Source organism: Streptomyces sp. Tu6071 (genome assembly GCF_000213055.1).
GTDB classification, from domain to species: Bacteria; Actinomycetota; Actinomycetes; order Streptomycetales; family Streptomycetaceae; genus Streptomyces; species Streptomyces evansiae.
Window position 1 is genome coordinate 4,666,878 of the sequence record NZ_CM001165.1, and the last position, 20,720, is coordinate 4,687,597.

Sequence of the window (20,720 nt, forward strand, 5' to 3'; positions counted from 1 at the left end):
GTCTCCCCCCAGGGAGTTCCCGCATGACCTCCCCCCACACCACGGCGTTCCCGCGCCGGGCCGCGCTCGGTGCCCTCGCGGGCGCCGCGGCGCTCGGTGCCGCGGGCTGCTCCGTCTTCAGCGACGAGGGCAGGTCGCAGTACGAGCGGGCGCAGGGCCACTCGGACGCGACCGCCTCAACGGACGCCGAGGGCGGGCCCTCGCCGAAGCCGAGCGAACTCCCGTACGACGTACGGCCCCTGCTCGCCCCGGCGAAGAAGTACTTCGGCGTCGCGCTCGACGGGGCGCCCGCCTCGGTCGCCCCGCTCGCGCGTTTCGCGAAGCAGGCCGGCAAGAAGCCCGACCTCGTCGAGTTCTACTCGGCGTGGGGCGACGCCTACGAGACGCGGCTCGCCGTCAACGCCTGGGACTACGGGGCGCTCCCGTACATCGCCTGGGAGCCGTTCAAGAAGACGCTGCGGCAGATCGGCGCGGGCAAGGACGACACGTACATCCGCGGGTTCGCGCGGGACGTGCGCGATCTCAACCAGCCCGTCGCGATCAGCTTCGCGCACGAGATGAACGGTCACTGGTACCCCTGGGGCAGCAAGAAGGCGAGCCCGGCCGAGTTCGTGCGCGCCTGGCGGCACCTCCACGACGTCTTCGCCGACGAGGGCGCGACGCAGGTGATCTGGGTGTGGAGCCCGAACGTGATCAACCCGGTGCCGGACGTGCGGCTGCGCCCGTACTGGCCGGGGGACGCCTACGTCGACTGGGTCGGCGTCATCGGCTACTACGGGGCCGACGGTCCCGCGACCTTCCGGACGCTGTACGGGCCGACGATGGACGAGGTCCGCGCCTTCACGAAGAAGCCCTTCCTCATCGCCGAGACCGCCTCCGAGGACACCCCGCGCAAACCCGCCGACATCCACGACCTGTTCACGGGGGTCGAGGAGCGCGACGACGTGCTCGGGCACGTGTGGTTCGACTTCGACAAGGAGGCGGACTGGCGCATCGCGAGCGACCCGGCGGCCGAGGCCGCCTACCGCCGCGAGGCCGCGGCGCCCTCGTACGGCTTCGACGTACGGGCCGCGGGCGGCAAGGGCGGGGGAGCGGGCCGCTGATGGACTCCTGGAACACGGCGGGCCCGGGGACGTACGAGCACGACGCCGCCCCGCACCCGTACCCCCCGGCCCCCGCCGACCCCGCCCTCGATCCCCCCACCCAGAACTTCGCGCGCGTCCCCGCGCCGCAGGCGGACGCCTTCGACCTCAACCCGCAGCGCGCGCCCGTCGCCGGGTACCGCGTGCCCGAGGTGCCCGAGTCGGCGTGGTCCGTCGACACCCGCAGATCGACGCTCATCAGCCGGGGCGCGCTCCTGTGCGTCCTCCTCGTGCAGGCGATCCTGACGCTGCGGCTCGGCGGCTCCGTCTTCCAGGACGAGGCGCTGTACATCGCCTCGGGTCACTACGAACTCGCCAACCTGCTCCACGGCACGCCGCTGCCCGTCGACTTCGCCGACTACTTCTCCGGGCACCCCAAGCTCTACCCGGTGCTCGCCGCGCTCGTCGACGACCGCTTCGGGCTCTCCGGGGTCCGCTTCCTGAGCCTCCTCTTCCTCCTCGCGACGACGACGCTCCTGTACGCGAGCACGCGCCGCCTCTTCAACGCGCGCTCCGCGCTCGGCGCCGCCGCGCTCTTCGCCGTCGTGCAGCCGACCCTCACGCTCGGCCGCCTCGCGACGTACGACGGCGCCGCGCTCTTCCTGCTCGCGCTCGGCCTGTGGCTCGTCGTGCGCACGGGACGGATGCGGGTACCGGCCGTGCTGCTCGCCGCGCCGCCCATAGCGCTCGCGTGCGGCGTCAAGTACGCGGCGGCGCTGTACGTGCCGACCCTCGTGCTCCTCGCGGTGCTCACCGCCTACCGGCAGCGCGGCGCGCGCACGCTCCTGCGCGGCGTCGTGCTCGGCCTCGGCATCCTCGCGCTGCTCGGCCTCGGCTACGCGCTCTCCGGGCCGCTCGGCGGCATCACGTCCACGACGACCGACCGCGCGCACGGCGGCGACCCGGCGAGCAGGCTGCTCGACCACAGCGCCCAGTGGGGCGGGCTGCTCGTGCTCACGGCGGCGGGCGGCAGCATCGCGTACGTGCTGCGGGCGCGCATGGTCGAGATGCCGTGGGTCCGGGGCAGCACCCCCGGGCGCTGGCGGCGCGCGCTGCTCGGCCTGCTCCTGACGGGCACCGCGTTCCTCGCCCCCGCGTACCAGATCCACCTCCAGACGGAGGTCTCGCTCTTCAAGCACGTCGGCTTCGGGCTGCTCTTCGCCGCGCCGATGGCCGGGCTCGGCATGTCCCGGCTCATCGGGCCGCACTTCCGCAACCCGCAGCTAGGCATCATGCTCTTCGTGCTCACGCTCGTGCTCGGCATGGTGCAGGCGCAGAACGCGTTCAGCTGGCCGGACGCGCGCGGCCCCGCGAAGTACCTGCGCACGGTCGTCGACAAGAAGGGGCTCTACCTCGCCGAGGAGTCCGAGGTGCCCGCGTACCTGCTGCGCGACCGCACCGACTGGAACCAGTGGGTCAACACGACCTTCTTCCAGTACACGGCGAAGGACGGCAAGCGGTACGAGGGGTCCGACCCGGCCGGCTTCGCGGCGGCCGTGCGGGACGCCCGGTTCGACGCGATCATGCTGCGCGGCGGGGTCACGCCCGAGGTCGACGCGGCGGTCGAGAAGGCGCTGCGCGGCAACCCGCACTACCGGCTGACGGGACGCTTCCCCACCACGACGAGCAGCGGAGACTCGGTCTACCGGATATGGGTCAAACAGTGAACCGGCGGACGGGGACACCCCTCGACAGCGGGTCCGGCCGGACGGACGGGTACGGCGACGGGTCCGGGCAGTACGGGTACGGCGAGGGGGCCGGGCAGGCGGACGGGTACGGCGACGGGTCCGGGCAGTACGGGTACGGCGAGGGGGCCGGGCAGGCGGACGGGTACGGTGACGGGTCCGGGCAGCAGCACGGGTTCGGCGGCGGGGCCGGGCAGGGGCGGGGGTACGACGGCGAGTCCGAGTCGACCCGCACCATGAGCCTCTTCCTGCCCAGTCAGCTCCGCCGCGCCGCCGACGCCGCCGCCGAGGCCGCCGCGCGGGTCCCGAAGGCCGTGCGGCCCGCCGTACCGCGCGAGGACGGCCCCGCCGAGCCGCCCGCCCCGCGCCGCGACCGCGGCGGGTGGCGCACCTCCGCGCCCGTCGTCGCGCTCCCCACGCTGCTCGCGCTCGTCATGCTGCTGCCGGGACTCGGCGACCGCCAGCTGTGGCGCGACGAGCACGCGACCTGGTGGGCGGCCTCGCTGTCGCCGCACGACCTGAGCGTCCTCACCAAGTCGATCGACATCGTCTTCATCCCGTACTACCTCGGGATGCACCTCTGGATCGCGGTCTTCGGCGACTCCGAGACGGCCCTGCGCATCCCCGGCGCGCTCGCGATGGCGGCGGCGGCCGGACTGCTCGGGCTGCTCGGGCGGCACCTGTTCACCGCGCGCGTCGGGCTCGTCGCCGGGCTGGCCTTCGCGGTGGTCCCGGGGATCACGCGGTACGGGCAGGAAGTGCGCCCGTACGCCTTCGCCGTCGCCGCCGTGCTCCTGTCGACGCTGCTGCTCCTGCGGCTGCTCGAACGCCACGGCTTCAAGGGCTGGTGCGCGTACGCGCTCACCGTGCCGCTCATCGGCTGGAGCCACCTCGCCTCGCTGTGCGTCCTCGCCGCCCACCTCGCGCTCGTCATCCGCGCCCGCCGCGCGGGGGACCGCATCGCGGGCTGGGCCTGGACCGCCGCCGCGCTCATCGGGCTGTGCCTCGTGCTGCCGATGGCGCTCGCGGGCAGCGGCCAGAGCGGGCAGATCGCCTGGAACAACCCCACGCTCCACGACCTCCAGACCTACCCGGAACAGCTCTTCGGGAGCTGGGCGGTCGCCGTGCCGGTCCTCGTCCTCGCGGTCGTCGGCGCCTGCCTCGTCCGCGAGTACGTGCTGCCCTTCGCGCTGTGGACGGTGCTCCCGCCGCTCCTCACCTTCGCGACCGCCGCGCAGCTCCACCTCTTCCTGCCGCGCTACCTGCTCTTCACCGTGCCCGCCTGGGTGCTCCTCGCCGCCGCCGCGCTCGGCCGCGCGGGCGGGCGGCTGAACGGCGAGGGGCCGCGCGCGCTGCGGACCGGCGGGCTCGTCCTCGGGCTCGTCGCCGTCGCCGGGCTCACCCTCGCCGCGCAGCCGGGGCTCAGGACCGCGCGCGCCGACATCGCGGGCGAGCCGGACTTCCGGGGGGCCGCCGCGTACCTCCTCGCGCACCAGAAGAAGGGCGACGCGCTCGCGTACGGGGGCCAGTTCTCCGAGCGGCGCGCGCTCGACTACGAGCTGCGCGACGCGACGACACGGCCCAAGGACGTGCTCGTCTACCGCACGCCGCAGGAGCTGGGCTCGTACGGCGCGCAGGAGTGCCCGCGCCCCGCGAGCTGCCTCGCCACGACGAAGCGCCTGTGGCTCGTCACGACCGCGTTCGGCGACGACCCCTACGGGGACATGCCGCGCGCGAACGCGAAGGCCATCCGTGCCGGTTTCCGCCTCGCGGACACCAGGGCGCTCCATAACGTCAGGGTCCTGCTGTTCACCCGCAGCGCGGCGGAGCACCCCCGCGACGACAGCGCCGCCGACCGCGCGGTGCACGCCTCCTGACCTCCCCTTTCCCCCACCCTTTCCGCCGAGGAGCAAGCCCGTGAGCCAGTCGCCAGCCGCACCGGACACGCCGGAGACCGCCGCGCGGGGCGACGCCGCGCGCGTCACCGTCGTCATGCCCACGTACAACGAGGCGGCGAACCTGCCGCGCATGGCCGAGGCCGTGCTCGCGCTGCCGCTGCCCGCGCTCCAGCTCAAGATCGTGGACGACTCCAGCCCGGACGGCACGGGGGAGCTGGCGGACGAGCTGGCGGAGAAGTACAACGCCGGGGCCGGTGCGGGGCGCCCCCGGATGACCGTGCTGCACCGCACCGAGAAGGACGGCCTCGGGCGCGCGTACGTCGCGGGGATGAGCGCGGCACTGGAGGAGGACGCCGAGTTCGTCGTGCAGATGGACGCCGACGGGAGCCACCCCGTCGAGGCCGTCGTCCGGATGCTCGCCGCCGCGCGCGCCGGGGACGCCGGGCTCGTCGTGGGCAGCCGGTACGTCGAGGGCGGGCAGCTCGACGAGGAGTGGGGCCGCCACCGCGTGCTGCTCTCGCGCTTCGCCAACGCCTACGCGCGCGCCGTGCTCGGCAGTGACATCCGCGACATCACCGCGGGCTACAACCTGTGGTCGGCGGCGACCCTGCGCGCCATCGACCTCGCGACGCTCGACAGCGCCGGCTACAGCTTCCAGGTCGAGCTGAAGTACAAGGCGACGCGCGCGGGGCACCGCGCCGTCGAGGTCCCGATCCGCTTCGAGGAGCGGACGGAGGGCGCCTCGAAGATGACGCTGCGGACCCAGCTGGAGAGCGCGCTCGTGCCGCTGCGGCTGCGGATGCGGGGGGATCGCTGAGGTTCGGCTGCGGGCTTGCGTCGGCATGACGGAGTGCTCCCGGCGCCGAGGGCCACGGGGGCCGGGGGCTCTATGGGACAGGAGGCTCTACGGGGCCGGGGACGCCGCCGCCTTCGAGGCCGCCGCGACGCCGCGTGCGTAGATCTGCCGGAAGGTGTACGTCGACAGCTCGTCGCCCGCGCGGAAGACGTCCGTGTCGGCCTTCGTGACCGCCTTGCCGTCCCGGAAGCCGCCGACCGTGAGGTAGACGTACCGGGCGAAGGCGTTGGTGGTGCTGCGGCACACCGTCGTGCGGCAGAAGACGGGGACCCCGGAGCCCGGCAGCGAGGTGACGTTCCCGCGCGCCTGCTCCTTCGCCTTCGCCGCCGCCCCGGCCGAGTCGAAGACCGCGACGCCGACCGTGACGGCGACACCGCCCCGCGTGTACGTCGCGCGCAGCAGTTGCCGGCAGCCGTTCGCCTTGAGCACCCCGCCGAGCGCCCCCTGGGCCGCCGCCGCGCAGTCGCCCGTCGCGGCGAGGGGGCCCTTCTTGTACGTACCGCCGTCGAGACGCAGCTCACCGCCGGGGAAGAGGCCCGCGGCCGTGAGCGGGGCCGTGTCGCGGGCCGCGCTGTTGAGGTACTCGCTGGGGCTCGGGACCGGGCGGGGCGCGACCGAGGAGAAGCGGGGGCTCGCGCTCGTGGAGGGGCTGGGGAGCGTCGCGGTGGGCGGGAGGCTCTTGTGCGCCGCGTCGCTCTTCGTGCCCTCGTCCTTGTTCACCGTGACGACGACGGTCGCGACGATCGCCGCGACGAGCCCGGTGGCGACGACACCGAAGGCCGTCCACAGCACGGTTCTGCGGCGCTTGGCACGCGCGTTCTCCTCGGCGAGCGCGTTCCAGTCCGGGGCCTGCCCACCCGTGCCGAAACCGCCGCCGTCACCATGGGGTCCCCCGTGCCCAAAGCTCATGGCGCGCATACTAGTCACACCGCGGGCGCGCGGGACGGGCCCGGAGCGGACCGCTCGGGCGGGCCCGGCACGGACGGGCCCGGCGCAGCTCGCGGCGAGGGTCGCCGGGGCCCGGCGCGGACGGCGATTTTGACCCGTACGGGGACGGGCGGGTAGCCTGGCTCCTCGTTGTGTATTGGCTTGCTCATTCTCACGTGAGGGGCCCTTACACCGGTCCACCAAGCCGATGACCAGCGGTACGCACGCGTTTGCGTCGACGAGTGCGTCCAGGGCTGTCGTGATCGTCCGTGGTGGCCATGTCAGGACCCCCTCCCTGGCCTTCTCGGTCCGGGAGACACCCATCACAGAAGAAGCGAAGGCTACGACCAGTGCGTACGTACAGCCCCAAGCCCGGCGATGTGACTCGCCAGTGGCACGTCATCGACGCCCGGGACGTTGTCCTGGGCCGTCTGGCGTCGACCGCCGCCAGCCTCCTGCGGGGCAAGCACAAGCCGATCTACGCCCCCCACGTCGACACCGGTGACTTCGTCGTCATCATCAACGCCGACAAGGTGCACCTCTCCGGCAACAAGCGGACCCAGAAGCTCGCCTACCGTCACTCGGGTTACCCGGGCGGTCTGCGTTCGGTCCGTTACGACGACCTCCTCGCGAACAACCCGGAGAAGGCCGTCGAGAAGGCCGTCAAGGGCATGCTCCCGAAGAACACCCTCGGCCGTCAGATGCTCTCGAAGCTGAAGGTCTACGCGGGCGAGCAGCACCCGCACGGTGCGCAGCAGCCGCAGCCGTTCGAGATCACTCAGGTCGCGCAGTAAGTCCGGCCACCCCCTAAGACACAGAGAATTCTGAGGAGCATCGTGGCCGAGACCACCGCCGAGCAGCCGATCGAAGAGGCTGTCGACGTCGAGCAGTACACCACCGAGTCCGAGGTCCCCGTCGAGGGCGAGTACACCTCGGAGTCCCTCGCCTCCGCCTTCGGCGAGCCGCAGCCGGCCGCCGGCCTGGGCCGTCGCAAGAACGCGATCGCCCGCGTCCGGATCGTCCCGGGCTCCGGCAAGTGGAAGATCAACGGTCGCACCCTTGAGGACTACTTCCCCAACAAGGTGCACCAGCAGGAAGTCAACGAGCCCTTCAAGGTGCTCGAACTCGACAACCGCTACGACGTCATCGCCCGCATCGCGGGTGGCGGCGTCTCGGGTCAGGCCGGCGCCCTGCGCCTCGGCGTGGCCCGCGCGCTGAACGAGGCCGACGTGGACAACAACCGCGGCGCCCTCAAGAAGGCGGGCTTCCTCCGCCGCGACGACCGTGCCGTCGAGCGCAAGAAGGCCGGTCTCAAGAAGGCCCGCAAGGCCCCGCAGTACAGCAAGCGCTGATCGCGGCCCTTGCCGTATCGCTTGTTCGCCCCGGCGGCACTCTCCGTGCCGCCGGGGCGTTCGCGTCCCCGGGGGAACCCGGCGGGCGCAAGATCCCCGGGGGAACCCGGCCCATGCGGTATGACGTATAACAACTGATGTGCGAAGTGCGGCGGCCCGGTGAACGGCGGGGCCGCTCGTGACAGCGAGCGGGAGGAATCCAGGTGGGACGGCTCTTCGGGACGGACGGCGTACGCGGGGTCGCGGGCGTCGATCTGACGGCCGAGCTCGCGCTCGGGCTCGCGGTCGCGGCAGCACACGTACTCGGCGAGGTGGGCAGCAGGCCGGGGCACCGGCCGACCGCCGTGGTGGGGCGTGATCCGCGCGCCTCGGGCGAGTTCCTGGAGTCCGCCGTCGTCGCGGGCCTCGCGAGCGCCGGGGTGGACGTGCTGCGCGTCGGCGTGCTGCCGACGCCCGCGATCGCGCACCTGACCGGGGTGCTCGGCGCCGACTTCGGCGTCATGCTCTCGGCGAGCCACAACGCCATGCCGGACAACGGCATCAAGTTCCTCGCGCGCGGTGGGCACAAGCTCGCCGACGAGCTGGAGGACCGCATCGAGGCCCAGTACCACCGCCACCGCGAGCCCGGCGCCACCGAGTGGTCGCGGCCGACCGGCGCGGACGTCGGCCGGGTGCGTGACTACGACGAGGGCTTCGACCAGTACGTGGCGCACCTCGTCGCCGTCCTGCCCAACCGTCTCGACGGCCTCCGCGTCGTCCTCGACGAGGCGCACGGTGCCGCCGCCCGCGTCTCGCCGGAAGCCTTCGCGCGCGCCGGGGCCGAGGTCATCACGACGATCGGCACCGAGCCCGACGGACTCAACATCAACGACGGTGTCGGCTCCACGCACCTCGCCCAGCTCCAGGCCGCCGTCGTCGCCCACCAGGCGGACTTCGGCATCGCGCACGACGGCGACGCCGACCGCTGCCTCGCCGTGGACGCCGAGGGCCGCGAGATCGACGGCGACCAGATCCTCGCCGTCCTCGCCCTCGCGATGCGCGAGCACGGCACGCTCCGCAAGAACACCGTCGTCGCGACGGTCATGTCGAACCTCGGCTTCAAGCTCGCCATGGAGCGCGAGGGCGTCCACTTCGAGGAGACGGGTGTCGGCGACCGGTACGTGCTCGAACGCATGAAGGCGCAGGGGTACGCGCTCGGCGGCGAGCAGTCCGGGCACGTCATCCTCCTCGACCACGCGACGACCGGCGACGGCACCCTGACCGGGCTCATGCTCGCCGCGCGCATGGCCGAGACGGGGCGCTCCCTCGCCGACCTCGCCTCCGTCGTCACGCGGCTGCCGCAGGTCCTCGTCAACGTCCCCGACGTCGACCGCTCCCGCGTCGCCTCGGCGCCCGAGCTGCGCACCGCCGTGGAGGAGGCCGAGCACGCGCTCGGCACGACCGGCCGCGTGCTGCTCCGGCCCTCGGGCACGGAGCCGCTCGTGCGGGTCATGGTCGAGGCGGCGGACATCGAGCAGGCCCGGTCGGTGGCGAGCGGGCTGGCGGACGTCGTGAAGTCGACGCTGGGCTGAGCGGGCCGTACGCGCTTTTCCGACCACCGGCGCGGTGGCGGACCCCGGACTCCGGGGCCCGCCACCGCGCCGTTTCGCGTGCGTCGGCAGGGGGGCGAACTCATCCGCCGCGGGGCGGAGCGCGCGTGAGCCGCGGGGCGGGGTGGGCATGAGCCGCGGGGCGGGGTGCGCGGGGGGAACAGTGCGCCCGCCGGCCGGCTGCCGGAGAGGGGCTCGCGCCGCGTCCCGGCTGGGACCCGTACGATCCCCGCATGCTCCATGTCCGTGTCATCGTCCCGTCCCACCGCACCGGGGACCTGCTGGGTCTGCTGCGCGCCACCGTGGGGGTGACCCATCTCGTCGTGCTGCCCGGTGCCGCGCGGGAGCCCGCCGGTGACCTCGTGGAGTGCGAGGTCGCCCGCGAGTCCGCCGACGAACTCCTCGACGGTCTCCGGGACTTCGGGCTGGGTGACGAGGGCGGGATCACGGCCGGGCACGTCGACCTGACGCTCTCGCGGCCCGCCGAGCGGGCCGAGGAGGAGGCGCCCGGGGACGCCGCCGACGCCGTCGTGTGGCAGGAACTGAGCGACGCGAGCCACGAGGACTCGACGCTCACCGTCACGTACCTCGCCTTCCTCGCCCTCGCGACGATGATCGCCGCGTGCGGCGTCATGCTCGACAACGCGATCCTGATCGTCGGAGCCATGGCGATCGGCCCCGAGTTCGGGCCCCTCGCGGGGATCTCGACCTCCATCGTGCGCCGGGCCCCGCGGCTCGCCGCCCGCTCGTTGCTCGCCCTCGTCGTGGGCTTCCTCGCGGCCATCGCCGTCACGGTCCTCTTCAGCCTGCTGATGGACGCCTGGGACCTCTTCGCCCGTGCGCGCCTCGACGGGCCGCGCCCCAACACCGCGTTCGTGTACGCCCCGGACTCCTTCTCCTTCGTCGTCGCGGTGCTCGCCGGGATCGCGGGCACGCTCTCGCTCACCTCGGCGAAGTCCGGGCTCCTCGTCGGTGTCGCGATCTCGGTCACGACGGTGCCCGCGGCGGCCAACGCCGCCGTCGCGCTCTCGTACGGCGAGTTCTCCCAGATGAAGGGCTCGCTCGAACAGCTCGGCCTCAACCTCGTCGGCATCGTCCTCGCCGGGACCCTGACCCTCCTCGCGCAGCGGCTCCTGTGGTCGGAGATGCGCGAGAGGACGGGCGGGCGCCGCGGCCGGGTGTGACCCGGAGCGCGGGCGGCGGCCCCCGTGCGGCATGCTGGAGGTCTGTCAACTCCCTGTCAGCAGTGCCAGGTTCGCCCCACGAAGGACCCTTTTCATGAGTTACGACCCCCGCGTCGACACCAGCAGGCCGCACCCCGCGCGCGTCTACGACTGGCTGCTCGGGGGTGTGGACAACTTCCCGGCCGATCGCGCCGTGGGGGAGGGGCTGCCCGCCGCCGCGCGGCAGAACGCGCGGTGGAACCGGCAGTTCATGCACCGCGCGGCGCGGTACGTGGCGGGGCGCGGTGTGCGGCAGTACCTCGACGTCGGCAGCGGCATCCCCACCGAGCCCAACCTCCATCAGGTCGTGCAGGGGCTCGTCCCGAGCGCCCGTGTCGTCTACGCGGACAACGACCCGCTCGTCCTCGCGCACTCCGCAGCGCTCCTCGTCGGCACGCCCGAGGGCGCCACGCACTACCTCGACGCGGACGTCCGCGCCCCGGCCGAACTCCTGGACCGCGCGGGCGACTTTCTCGACCTCGGACAGCCCGTCGCGCTCTCGCTCGTCGCGCTGCTGCACTTCCTGCCCGAGGAGCAGGACCCGTACGGGGTCGTGCGCACGCTCGTCTCCCGCCTGGCGCCCGGGAGTTACCTCGTCCTGACGCACGGGACGGCGGACGAGCACCCCGAGCTGGAGGAGACGACGAAGGACAGCTACCGGCGCGGCGCGATCCCGCTGCGGATGCGGACGCGCCACGAGGTCGAGCGGTTCTTCAACGGGCTCGACCTCGTGGCCCCCGGCCTCGTCACGGCCAACTACTGGTACCAGGACGGGGACAGGGTGCCGCCGCAGGAGCGGAGCGGTTTCTGGGCCGGGGTGGCGCGGGTCCCGTAGGGCGCGGGTCCGGTAGAGCGCGGGTCCCGCAGGGCTCGCGCGGGTCCCGCAGGGGCGCTCAGAGCTTCGACGTGACGCGGTCGAGCGGCACGTACTTGAAGTTCTGGTTGCCGCTGCTGCCCGGCGTCGAGTTGGAGCCGTCCTGGCAGACGAAGAGGCCGTTCGGGAAGGCGGCGCCGAGCGGCTTGTCGCTCGCGTCGATGCCGTCCGTGTCCGAGCAGCCGTCGGTCGCGCTGCCGCTCGCGACGGAGAACCGGCCCTGGTAGGCGCCGCTGGAGCGGTCGTAGACGGTGTAGTCGTCACTGCCCTGCGAGGACGCGAACAGGTGCGTCCCGGCCGCCGTGATGCCTTCGACGTCGGCGGTGAGGTGGCCGCCGGAGGCGGTCGAGTCGAAGAGCGTGCGGCTCGTGCCCGCGCCGGGCTCGGCCCCGTACTTCCAGATCCCCTTGTCCTCCTCGCCGACGTAGAGCGCGCCGGTCCTCTCGTCCGCGTAGCAGCCCTCGATCTCGTCGCCGACGTCGAAGAGGCGCACGGACGTCGCGGTGACACCGGTGCCGCTGACCTTCAGCTCCCACTGCTCCAGGCGGCCTGAGGGGGAGTTGGGGTAGGCGTAGAGCTTCCCCGTGGACGGGGAGCGGTACATGCAGATGCCGTGCGCGGTGACCTCGGTGGCGACGTCCTTGAGGTGCGTGAGCTGCCGGGTCGCCGGGTCGATGCGGTAGATGTGCATCGCGCCGTCCCCGCCCTCGGCCTCGTCGTCGGCCGAGACGACGATGTCATCGCGTACGTCCACGTTGTTGCCGTGGTCGCCGCTGATCCGCTGGAGCCGCTTGCCCGCGAGGTCGTACACCTCCAGGGCGCCCTTCTTGTCGGTCGCGACGACCGCCGATTTCGCCGGGTCGCTCGGGTTGACCCAGATCGCCGGGTCGTCGGCGGCGTCACCGCTGTGGCCGACGGGCTCGGTCTCGACGGTCGCGGTGACGGAGAACGCGGGCACGGCGGCGGGTGCGGGGGACACCGCGAGCGCGGCGGGTGCGGGGGGCGCGGCGAGCGCGGCGGGTGCGGTCGCGAGGGCCGCCGGTGCGAGGAGGGCGAGGGCGGCGGTGGAGACGAGGAGGGGGGCGGCGATGCGGCTGGCGCGCATGGGGGCCTTCCGGGTCCGGGGCGGGGTGGGAACGAGCACCCGGAATGTACGGCCGCGTGGTGGTACGGGGAGCCAACGACCGGTGAACTTCCCGCGCGCGGGGGCGATTTCAGGCCGCGTGCGGGAAGGGGGGTGACGGGGGAGGGTTCCGGTCCGGTCGGTGGGCCGGTCTGGGCCGTCCGGCCCGGCCGGTCGGTGGTCCCGGTGGTCCCGGTGGGCGGGGGTGTCAGAGCTTGCGCAGACGGACGCGCTGGACCTTGTGGTCGGGGCCCTTCCGTATGACGAGTGTCGCGCGGCCCCGGGTCGGGGCCACGTTCTCGATGAGGTTCGGCTCGTTGATGGTGTGCCAGGTCCGGCGGGCGTAGGCGAGGGCTTCTTCCTCGGAGACCTGGGTGTACTTGCGGAAGTACGAGGACGGGTCCTGGAAGGCCGTCTCGCGCAGGCGGCGGAAGCGGTTGAGGTACCACTCGCGGATGTCCTGCGGGCGCGCGTCCACGTAGACGCTGAAGTCGAAGTAGTCCGCGAGGCCGACGCGGGTGCGGCCGTCGCTGCCGGGCAGGGCGGGCTGGAGGACGTTGAGGCCCTCCACGATGAGGATGTCCGGGCGTGCGACGGTGAGGCGCTCGCCGGGCACGATGTCGTAGGTCAGGTGCGAGTAGACCGGCGCGGTGACGTTGTCCTTGCCCGCCTTCACGTCCGCGACGAAGCGGGTGAGCGCGCGGCGGTCGTACGACTCGGGGAAGCCCTTGCGCGCCATGAGGCCGCGCTTCTCCAGCTCCGCCATCGGCAGCAGGAAGCCGTCCGTCGTGACCAGCTCGACACGCGGGTGCTCCGGCCACCGCGCGAGCAGCGCCTGCAACAGGCGCGCGACGGTGGACTTGCCCACCGCGACACTCCCCGCGACACCGATCACGAACGGTGTGCCGTACTGCGTGCCCTGCTCGCCGAGGAAGGTGTTGAGCGAGCCGCGCAGGGCGTCGTTGGCGTCCACGTACAGATTCAGCAGGCGCGAGAGCGGCAGGTAGACGTCCCGCACCTCGTCGAGGTCGATGACGTCGCCGAGGCCGCGCAGCCTCTCGACCTCGTCGGCCGTCAGCGGCAGCGGGGTCTTGGCGCGCAGCGCGCTCCACTCGTCCCTGGTCAGATCCACGTAGGGAGTCGCCTCCGGCCTGCGGTGGGCGCTCCTCGGGGGTGAGGTGATCACACGTCCCATTGTTGCGCCCATGTTGCGCGCGGTGGGGGTGGGGTGCGTCACGCGGGAGCGCGCCGGGGACGGTCCCTCGCGGCGTGGCTCGCCGCGTTGGTCGAGGACCTGCCCGACGAGGACATGAAGGAGGGCCTGGAGGCGCAGGTCGACGCCTGCCGCTTCGGGGACGAGCCGCGCCGCGAGGAGGCCGAGTACCCGGCGCTGCTCGCGGAGGCGCGCGAATGAGGCCCGGTGGGGCCGCGTCGCTCTCCGGAGGTGGGCACCCCCTCGCCGTAGTCTTCCGTTATGTGCGGAATTGTGGGATATGCCGGAACACAGTCGGCTCTTGACGTCGTCCTCGCCGGGCTGCGTCGCCTGGAGTACCGGGGCTACGACTCGGCGGGCGCCGCCGTGCTCGCGGACGGGGGACTCGCGACGGCGAAGAAGTCGGGCAAGCTCGCCAACCTGGAGAAGGAGCTGATGGAGCGGCCGTTGCCGAGCGCGACGACCGGCATCGGCCACACCCGCTGGGCGACCCACGGCGCGCCCAACGACGCCAACGCCCACCCCCACCTCGACAACGCGGGCCGCGTCGCCGTCGTCCACAACGGCATCATCGAGAACTTCGCCGAACTGCGCGCCGAACTCCGCGCGCGCGGCCACCACCTGGAGTCCGAGACCGACACCGAGACCGTCGCCCACCTCCTCTCCGAGTCCTACGGCGCGCACGGCGACCTCGCCGCCGCGATGCGCGAGGTGTGCGGGCGTCTCCAGGGCGCCTTCACGCTCGTCGCCGTGCACGCCGACGCGCCGGACCGCGTCGTCGGCGCGCGCCGCAACTCCCCGCTCGTCGTCGGCGTCGGCGAGGGCGAGTACTTCCTCGCCTCCGACGTCGCCGCCTTCATCGATCACACGCGCACGGCGATCGAGCTGGGCCAGGACCAGGTCGTCGAGGTGTGGCCGGAGGGCGTCGCCGTCACCGGCTTCGACGGGCTCCCGGCCGAGGTCCGTACGTACCACGTCGACTGGGACGCCTCGGCGGCCGAGAAGTCCGGCTACGCCTCCTTCATGCTCAAGGAGATCGCCGAGCAGCCGAAGGCCGTCGCCGACACGCTCCTCGGCCGCGTCGACGAGTCCGGGACGCTGCTCCTCGACGAGGTGCGGGTCCCGCCCGAGGTGCTGCGCGAGACGTCCAAGATCGTCGTCGTCGCCTGCGGGACCGCCTTCCACGCCGGGCTCATCGCCAAGTACGCGATCGAGCACTGGACGCGGCTGCCCTGCGAGGTGGAGCTGGCCAGCGAGTTCCGCTACCGCGACCCGATCCTCGACCACGGCACGCTCGTCATCGCGATCTCGCAGTCCGGCGAGACGATGGACACGCTCATGGCGCTGCGGCACGCCCGCGAACAGGGCGCGCACGTCCTCGCGATCTGCAACACCAACGGTTCGACGATCCCGCGCGAGTCCGACGCCGTCCTCTACACGCACGCCGGACCCGAGGTCGCCGTCGCCTCCACGAAGGCGTTCCTGACCCAGCTCGTCGCCTGCTACCTCGTCGCGCTGTGGCTCGCGCAGCACAGGGGCGAGAAGTTCGGCGACGAGATCGGCGAGGTCGTCGCGGAACTCGCCGGTATCCCGGGCGACCTGGAGCGCGTGCTCGAAACGATGGAGCCGGTGCGGGAGCTGGCGCGCTCCCTCGCCGGGCACGACACGGTCCTCTTCCTGGGCCGCCACGTCGGCTACCCCGTCGCCCTCGAAGGCGCCCTCAAGCTCAAGGAACTCGCGTACATGCACGCGGAGGGCTTCGCCGCCGGAGAGCTGAAGCACGGCCCGATCGCGCTCATCGACCAGGGCCTCCCCGTCGTCGTCCTCGTGCCCTCGCCGCGTGGCCGCTCGGTGCTGCACGACAAGATCGTCTCCAACATCCAGGAGATCAGGGCGCGCGGGGCGCGCACGGTCGTCATCGCCGAGGAGGGCGATGAGGCGGTCGCCCCGTACGCGGACCACCTCATCGAGATCCCCGAGGTGCCGACGCTCCTCCAGCCGCTCGTCGCGACCGTCCCGCTCCAGGTCTTCGCGTGCGAACTCGCGACCGCGCGCGGCAACGAGGTCGACCAGCCGAGGAACCTGGCGAAGTCGGTGACGGTGGAGTGAAGGCAGGCGGGCCTCGGTCGGTGCGTGGGCTGCGCACGGTCTGCGGGGTCCGCGGGAGCCGAGGGGCACGGCGTCCGCGACGGTGGAGTGAGGTGTGGGCGGGCCTCGGTCGGTGCGTGGGCTGCGCACGGCGTGCGGGGTCCGCGGGAGCCAAGCTGCACGGCGTCCGCGACGGTGGAGTGAAAGGCGTGCGGGCCTCGGTCGGTGCGTGGGCTGCGCACGGTCTGCGGGGTTCGCGGGAGCTGAGGGGCACGGCGTCCGTGTGGGGAGCGGACGGGTAGCCGGGGGCGCGGGGCCTGCGGCTATCGGTGGCGGGCTCGTGGGGCTCGGCGCGTGCGCGGGCTGCGCATGGGGTGCGGGCCGCGCGCGGTGTGCTGGCCGCGTGCGGTGTGCGGGACCTGCGGGGCGCGGGCGGTGTGCGCGTGCTGGGCGTGCCGGGGCGGGCCGGGGAGCGGGGGCGCGGGGCCCGGCGGGTGGGGGTCGGCGGGCCCGGGGCGTAGGTTTTCCCCGGGCCGGGGTTCCGTTCCGGCCGGAGAGGAACGGCTCCCGTGATCATCGGTGTCGGCATCGACGTGGCGGAGATCGACCGCTTCGGGGCGGCCCTGCGCCGTACCCCGCAGCTCGCGGAGCGCCTTTTCACCGGGGGCGAGACCACGCTGCCGGACGGCGAGCCGCGCGGCATCGCCTCGCTCGCCGCCCGCTTCGCGGCGAAGGAGGCCCTCGCCAAGGCGCTGGGCGCCCCCGCCGGGCTGCGCTGGACCGACGCCGAGGTCTGCGCCGAGCCGGGGGGCCGCCCCTACCTCCGCGTCCGCGGCACGGTCGCGGCCCGCGCGGCCGAGCTGGGCGTCCGCCACTGGCACGTCTCCCTGAGCCATGACGCGGGCGTCGCCTCTGCGGTGGTGATCGCCGAGGGGTGAGCCCCCGCGCGGGCGCAGCCGCACCCCGTACAGCCTGGCGGACCGGCTCCTAAGCCAACTCCAGCACCGCGATCCCGCCCAGTACCACCGCACTCGCGACAAGCCGCCACCTCCCCATTCGTTCCCGGAACACCACCACTCCGATCACCGCCGCGATCACGATGCTCGTCTCGCGGAGTGCGGCGATGCTCGCCAGATCCCCGTACGCCTGCGCCCCTACGACGAGCCCGTACGCGGCGAGCGACAGCACGCCGCCGAGCACCCCCGTCCGCCACCCCACCCGTATCCGCTCGCCGAAGCGGTCGCGCCAGCGGGCCAGGGCGAGGAGCGGCAGGACGGGCCCCTGGAGCAGGAACATCCAGCCGATGTACCCGAGCACGGTCCCCGCGTCCCGCACACCCGTCCCGTCCACGACGGTGTAGCTCGCGATCATCACCCCCGTGCCCAGCGCCGCGGCGAGCGCCGGCCACTGGGCGCGCCCCGGCAGACCGTCCGCGAGGGCGAGCCCCGCGAGGCCGAGGGATATGACGACGACGCCGAGCGCCTGCCCCGCGGGCAGCGCCGCGCCGAGCACGAGGGTCGAGGCGAGCGCGACGAGCCAGGGCGAGGTGCCGCGCGCGATCGGGTACATCTGGCCGAAGTCGCCGAGCCGGTACGCCTGGAGCAGGAGCCACTGGTAGACGGCCTGCAGGAGCGCCGAGGCGATCAGGAACGGCCAGGCGCGGGCCTCGGGGACAGGTGTCCAGCAGGCGATGAGCGCGCCGCAGACCGTGTAGACGAGGTTGATCATCACCGTGCGGGCCGCCTTGTCGACGGCCGCGTGCGAGAGGGCGTTCCAGATCGCGTGCAGCAGCGCCGCCGTGAGCACGGCCACCGGGACGGCGGCGGGCATAGGGGTCTCCTTCCCTGTACGAGGACAGCTCGGGCCTGCGGTCCGCGCCTACCGCGCGTTCCCGTGCCGTTCCGAGGGGCACGGCGAGCGCGGAACCGAATTCCAAGGTACACTACTTTCGTGGAACAGAATTCCGAGAAGAGTCCGGCCGACCTCGCCGCGCACATCCGCTCCCACCTCTCGGGGCTGAGCGGCGCCGAGGCGCGCGTCGCGCGCACCGTCCTCGACCTGGGGGAACGCCTCGTAGGGCTGAGCGTGAGCGAGGTCGCCGCGCTCGCCGAGACCGCGCCGTCCTCGGTCGTACGCACCTGCCAACGGCTCGAATTCCGGGGCTTCCAGGAGCTGAAGATCGCCGCGGCGCGTCAGGCGCCACGCCCGGCGCGGGAGCCGGGAGCGGCCGGCGGTCCCGCCGATTCCGGGGACGCGGCCGACCCGGCGGCGCGCGCCCTCGCCGCGACGCTCGCCGCGAGCCGCGAGGCGCTCGACGGGCTGCGCACGACGCTGCCACCCGCGCGGCTCGGCGAGGCCGCCCGGCTCCTGCACGGGGCGAGCAGGGTCCTCGTCGTGGGCGCCGGTCTCTCGCAGCCCGTCGTGGCCGACGCCGCGTACCGGCTGCGCGCGGTGGGCCGCGCCGTCGACGCCCCCACCGACCCGCTCACCGCGCAGCTCTCCGCCGGGCTGCTCACGGACAGCTCGGTGTGCCTCGCGGTGAGCCACACGGGCGCGACGCGCTCCACCGTGGACGCGGCCCGCCGCGCCCGCCTCCAGGGCGCCGCCGTCCTCGCCCTGACCAGCTACGTCCGCTCCCCGCTGACCGAGACGAGCGACTGCGTGCTCGTGGCGGGCGGGCAGGACCTCGTCCTCGGCCTGGAGGCGGTCGCGAGCCGCCTCGCCCACCTCGCGGTGATCGACGCGCTCGTCCAGACCCTGCTCGACCTGGGCGGGGAGGAGGCGCGGCGGGCCCTCGACGTATCAGCGGAGGTGACGGCCGAGCACTCCTACTGACCGGTCCCGCGGAGCCGGCCGGGCTGCCCGTGCGTACCCGCGGGCGCTGCGGGAAACTCGACATCATGCGTACCGCTCACCGCGTGGAGACCGTACGGGCCGCCGAGACACGGCTCATGGACCGACTGCCGGACGGGGCGCTCATGGCGCGCGCCGCCACGGGGCTCGCGACCGCCGCCGCCGAGCTGCTCGGGCGGGTGTACGGCAGCCGCGTCTGCCTTCTCGTCGGCAGCGGCGACAACGGCGGCGACACGCTCCACGCCGGTGCGGCCCTCGCCCGGCGCGGCGCGGGCGTCAGCGCCGTGCTCCTGTCGCCCGGCCGCGCGCACGCGGGCGGCCTCACGGCACTGCGCGCGGCGGGCGGCCTCGTCCTCGAAGCGCCCGAAGCGGCCGGGGAGTCCGAGGTACCCGGCGAGGTGACGCGGCGGGTGCGGGAGGCGGACCTCGTCCTCGACGGGATCGTCGGCATCGGCGGCAAGGGCGGACTGCGGCCCGTCGCGGCCCGCCTGGCGCGCACGGCGTACGAGGGTCGCCCCGCGATCCTCGCCGTCGACCTGCCGAGCGGTATCGACGCGGACAGCGGCGAGGTGAACGGGGACGCGGTGCGCGCCGACGTCACGGTCACCTTCGGCACGTACAAGCCGGGGCTGCTCATCGATCCCGGGCGCGAGCACGTGGGCGCGCTGCGGCTCGTACCGATCGGCATCGAGCCGGGCGCGCCGGACCTGGAGGCGCTCCAGTACGCGGACGTGGCCGCGCTGCTGCCGGTGCCCGGGGTGGAGAGCGACAAGTACCGGCGGGGTGTCGTCGGGATCGCGGCCGGTTCGACGCGCTATCCGGGCGCGCCGGTCCTCGCGGTGACGGGAGCGCTGCGGGGCGGCGCGGGCGCGGTGCGGTACGCGGGCTCGGCGGCCGACGCGGTGACGGCGCGGCACCCCGAGACGCTCGTGTCCTCGGGGCTGCCGTCCGAGGCGGGACGGGTGCAGGCGTGGGTCGTGGGGCCGGGGCTCGGCGACGGCGACGAGGCGCGCGCGGCGCTCGACGACGTCCTCGCGACGGACGTCCCCCTCCTGATGGACGCCGACGCGCTGAGCCTCGCGGGCCCGGACCGCATCCGGGCCCGTACCGCGCCGACCCTCCTCACCCCGCACGCGGGCGAGGCCGCCCGGCTCCTCGGCGCCGACCGCGCGGACGTCGAGGCCCGCCGTCTCGACGCCGTGCGCGCGCTTGCCGACCGTCTCGGCGCGACCGTGCTCCTCAAGGGCTCCACGACGCTCATCGCCGACCCCGGCGGCACCTCCCCCGTACGAGTGAATGCCACCGGCACCTCGTGGCTCGCCACGGCGGGCGCGGGCGACGTCCTCTCCGGCCTCGCCGGTTCCCTCCTCGCCACCGGCCTCCCCCCGCGCGAGGCCGCCTCGGCCGCCGCCCACCTCCACGGCCTGGCGGCCCGCCGCGCCGCGGGCGGCGGCCGAGGCGGCGCCCCGATCACGGCCTACGACGTGGCGGAGGCGATCCCGGGGGCGTGGCGGGACGTGCGGGAGGGATGAGGGGAAGGGCTCCGCGTGTGACCCGGCCCGCCCGCCGCGTCGCCTGGCCCGGCCCGCGTGTCGCCCGATCCGCGTGTCGCCCGGTCCGCGTGTCGCCTGGCCCGCCCCCAGCCTCGCTCGGCCCGCCCGCTCCCGCGTCGCTCGGCCCGCTCGTCGCCTCGCTCGGCCCGCCCATTCCCGCGTCGCTCGGCCCGCTCCCGCGTCAACGCGCCCCGCCGCCCCGTCGTCCCCACGCGTCAATCCGCCCCCGCCACCCCACCGCCCCGTCATCCCCACGCGTCAACGCGCCCCCGTCGGCCCCGCCATCATTCATCCGCTGTTGCCCCGTTGTTGTGGCACGAGCCCCTCGGGTGTGTCCACAATTC

General features: G+C 73.9%; 18 protein-coding genes. 14 read left to right on the top strand and 4 right to left on the bottom strand.

Features of this window, described 5'->3' with window-relative positions:
• The first annotated feature begins 23 nt into the window (after positions 1–23).
• From STTU_RS19610 to STTU_RS19625, 4 genes are read left to right on the top strand one after another with little or no spacing between them, the layout of a single operon-like run.
• Positions 24–1,103, top strand: a complete 1,080-nt coding sequence (locus STTU_RS19610; RefSeq protein WP_007826027.1) for a glycoside hydrolase family 26 protein — start codon at positions 24–26, stop codon at positions 1,101–1,103.
• Positions 1,103–2,809, top strand: a complete 1,707-nt coding sequence (locus STTU_RS19615; RefSeq protein WP_007826028.1) for a glycosyltransferase family 39 protein — start codon at positions 1,103–1,105, stop codon at positions 2,807–2,809. The genes STTU_RS19610 and STTU_RS19615 overlap by 1 nt, the downstream gene beginning before the upstream one ends.
• Positions 2,794–4,704, top strand: a complete 1,911-nt coding sequence (locus STTU_RS19620) for a glycosyltransferase family 39 protein (protein ID WP_234019273.1) — start codon at positions 2,794–2,796, stop codon at positions 4,702–4,704. Before STTU_RS19615 ends, STTU_RS19620 begins: the two co-directional genes overlap by 16 nt.
• Positions 4,705–4,744: 40 nt before the next feature.
• Positions 4,745–5,542: a polyprenol monophosphomannose synthase gene (locus STTU_RS19625; protein WP_007826030.1), complete on the top strand. Its 798-nt coding sequence runs from the start codon at positions 4,745–4,747 to the stop codon at positions 5,540–5,542.
• 87 nt (positions 5,543–5,629) lie between these two features.
• Here the strand turns inward: STTU_RS19625 and STTU_RS19630 are convergent, their stop codons facing one another.
• Complete coding sequence (locus STTU_RS19630) at positions 5,630–6,490, bottom strand: hypothetical protein (protein ID WP_043257557.1); 861 nt, start codon at positions 6,488–6,490, stop codon at positions 5,630–5,632.
• 368 nt (positions 6,491–6,858) lie between these two features.
• Here STTU_RS19630 and rplM point away from each other — a divergent pair, with 368 nt between their 5' ends.
• The 5 genes from rplM (at position 6,859) to STTU_RS19655 (ending at position 11,507) form a co-directional block, all read left to right on the top strand.
• Complete coding sequence (gene rplM / locus STTU_RS19635; RefSeq protein WP_008747498.1) at positions 6,859–7,302, top strand: 50S ribosomal protein L13; 444 nt, start codon at positions 6,859–6,861, stop codon at positions 7,300–7,302.
• 42 nt (positions 7,303–7,344) lie between these two features.
• The gene (gene rpsI, locus STTU_RS19640) at positions 7,345–7,860 is read left to right on the top strand and encodes a 30S ribosomal protein S9 (protein ID WP_007826038.1); all 516 of its coding nucleotides are present in this window, start codon (positions 7,345–7,347) and stop codon (positions 7,858–7,860) included.
• Positions 7,861–8,063: 203 nt separating this feature from the next.
• Positions 8,064–9,431 (top strand): phosphoglucosamine mutase, encoded by a 1,368-nt coding sequence (gene glmM / locus STTU_RS19645; protein WP_007826040.1) that lies wholly within the window; start codon positions 8,064–8,066, stop codon positions 9,429–9,431.
• Between the two features lie 251 nt (positions 9,432–9,682).
• The gene (locus tag STTU_RS19650) at positions 9,683–10,633 is read left to right on the top strand and encodes a DUF389 domain-containing protein (RefSeq protein WP_007826042.1); all 951 of its coding nucleotides are present in this window, start codon (positions 9,683–9,685) and stop codon (positions 10,631–10,633) included.
• 94 nt (positions 10,634–10,727) lie between these two features.
• Entirely contained in the window at positions 10,728–11,507 is a 780-nt protein-coding gene (locus tag STTU_RS19655; RefSeq protein WP_007826044.1) for an SAM-dependent methyltransferase, read from the top strand.
• 58 nt (positions 11,508–11,565) lie between these two features.
• Here the strand turns inward: STTU_RS19655 and STTU_RS19660 are convergent, their stop codons facing one another.
• Positions 11,566–12,651, bottom strand: a complete 1,086-nt coding sequence (locus tag STTU_RS19660; RefSeq protein ID WP_007826046.1) for a phytase — start codon at positions 12,649–12,651, stop codon at positions 11,566–11,568.
• A 226-nt stretch (positions 12,652–12,877) separates the two neighbouring features.
• Positions 12,878–13,864: a type I pantothenate kinase gene (gene coaA / locus STTU_RS19665; protein ID WP_009066222.1), complete on the bottom strand. Its 987-nt coding sequence runs from the start codon at positions 13,862–13,864 to the stop codon at positions 12,878–12,880.
• A gap of 33 nt (positions 13,865–13,897) precedes the next feature.
• Here coaA and STTU_RS19670 point away from each other — a divergent pair, with 33 nt between their 5' ends.
• The 3 genes from STTU_RS19670 to STTU_RS19680 all read left to right on the top strand — a co-directional run bounded on the left by STTU_RS19670 (position 13,898) and on the right by STTU_RS19680 (position 16,908).
• On the top strand, positions 13,898–14,083 hold the full coding sequence (locus STTU_RS19670) for a hypothetical protein (protein ID WP_007826050.1): 186 nt from the start codon (positions 13,898–13,900) through the stop codon (positions 14,081–14,083).
• A 60-nt stretch (positions 14,084–14,143) separates the two neighbouring features.
• Entirely contained in the window at positions 14,144–15,991 is a 1,848-nt protein-coding gene (glmS, locus tag STTU_RS19675; RefSeq protein WP_007826054.1) for a glutamine--fructose-6-phosphate transaminase (isomerizing), read from the top strand.
• A gap of 548 nt (positions 15,992–16,539) precedes the next feature.
• Positions 16,540–16,908 (top strand): holo-ACP synthase, encoded by a 369-nt coding sequence (locus STTU_RS19680; RefSeq protein WP_007826058.1) that lies wholly within the window; start codon positions 16,540–16,542, stop codon positions 16,906–16,908.
• Positions 16,909–16,957: 49 nt separating this feature from the next.
• On the opposite strand, the gene STTU_RS19685 is transcribed toward STTU_RS19680, so the two are convergent.
• On the bottom strand, positions 16,958–17,800 hold the full coding sequence (locus STTU_RS19685; RefSeq protein WP_007826060.1) for an EamA family transporter: 843 nt from the start codon (positions 17,798–17,800) through the stop codon (positions 16,958–16,960).
• A 120-nt stretch (positions 17,801–17,920) separates the two neighbouring features.
• Here STTU_RS19685 and STTU_RS19690 point away from each other — a divergent pair, with 120 nt between their 5' ends.
• Together STTU_RS19690 and STTU_RS19695 are read left to right on the top strand one after the other, a co-directional pair.
• Positions 17,921–18,805: a MurR/RpiR family transcriptional regulator gene (locus STTU_RS19690; RefSeq protein WP_007826062.1), complete on the top strand. Its 885-nt coding sequence runs from the start codon at positions 17,921–17,923 to the stop codon at positions 18,803–18,805.
• A 65-nt stretch (positions 18,806–18,870) separates the two neighbouring features.
• Positions 18,871–20,355, top strand: coding sequence for an NAD(P)H-hydrate dehydratase (locus STTU_RS19695; RefSeq protein ID WP_043257559.1), 1,485 nt, complete (start codon positions 18,871–18,873; stop codon positions 20,353–20,355).
• Positions 20,356–20,720 lie beyond the last annotated feature (365 nt).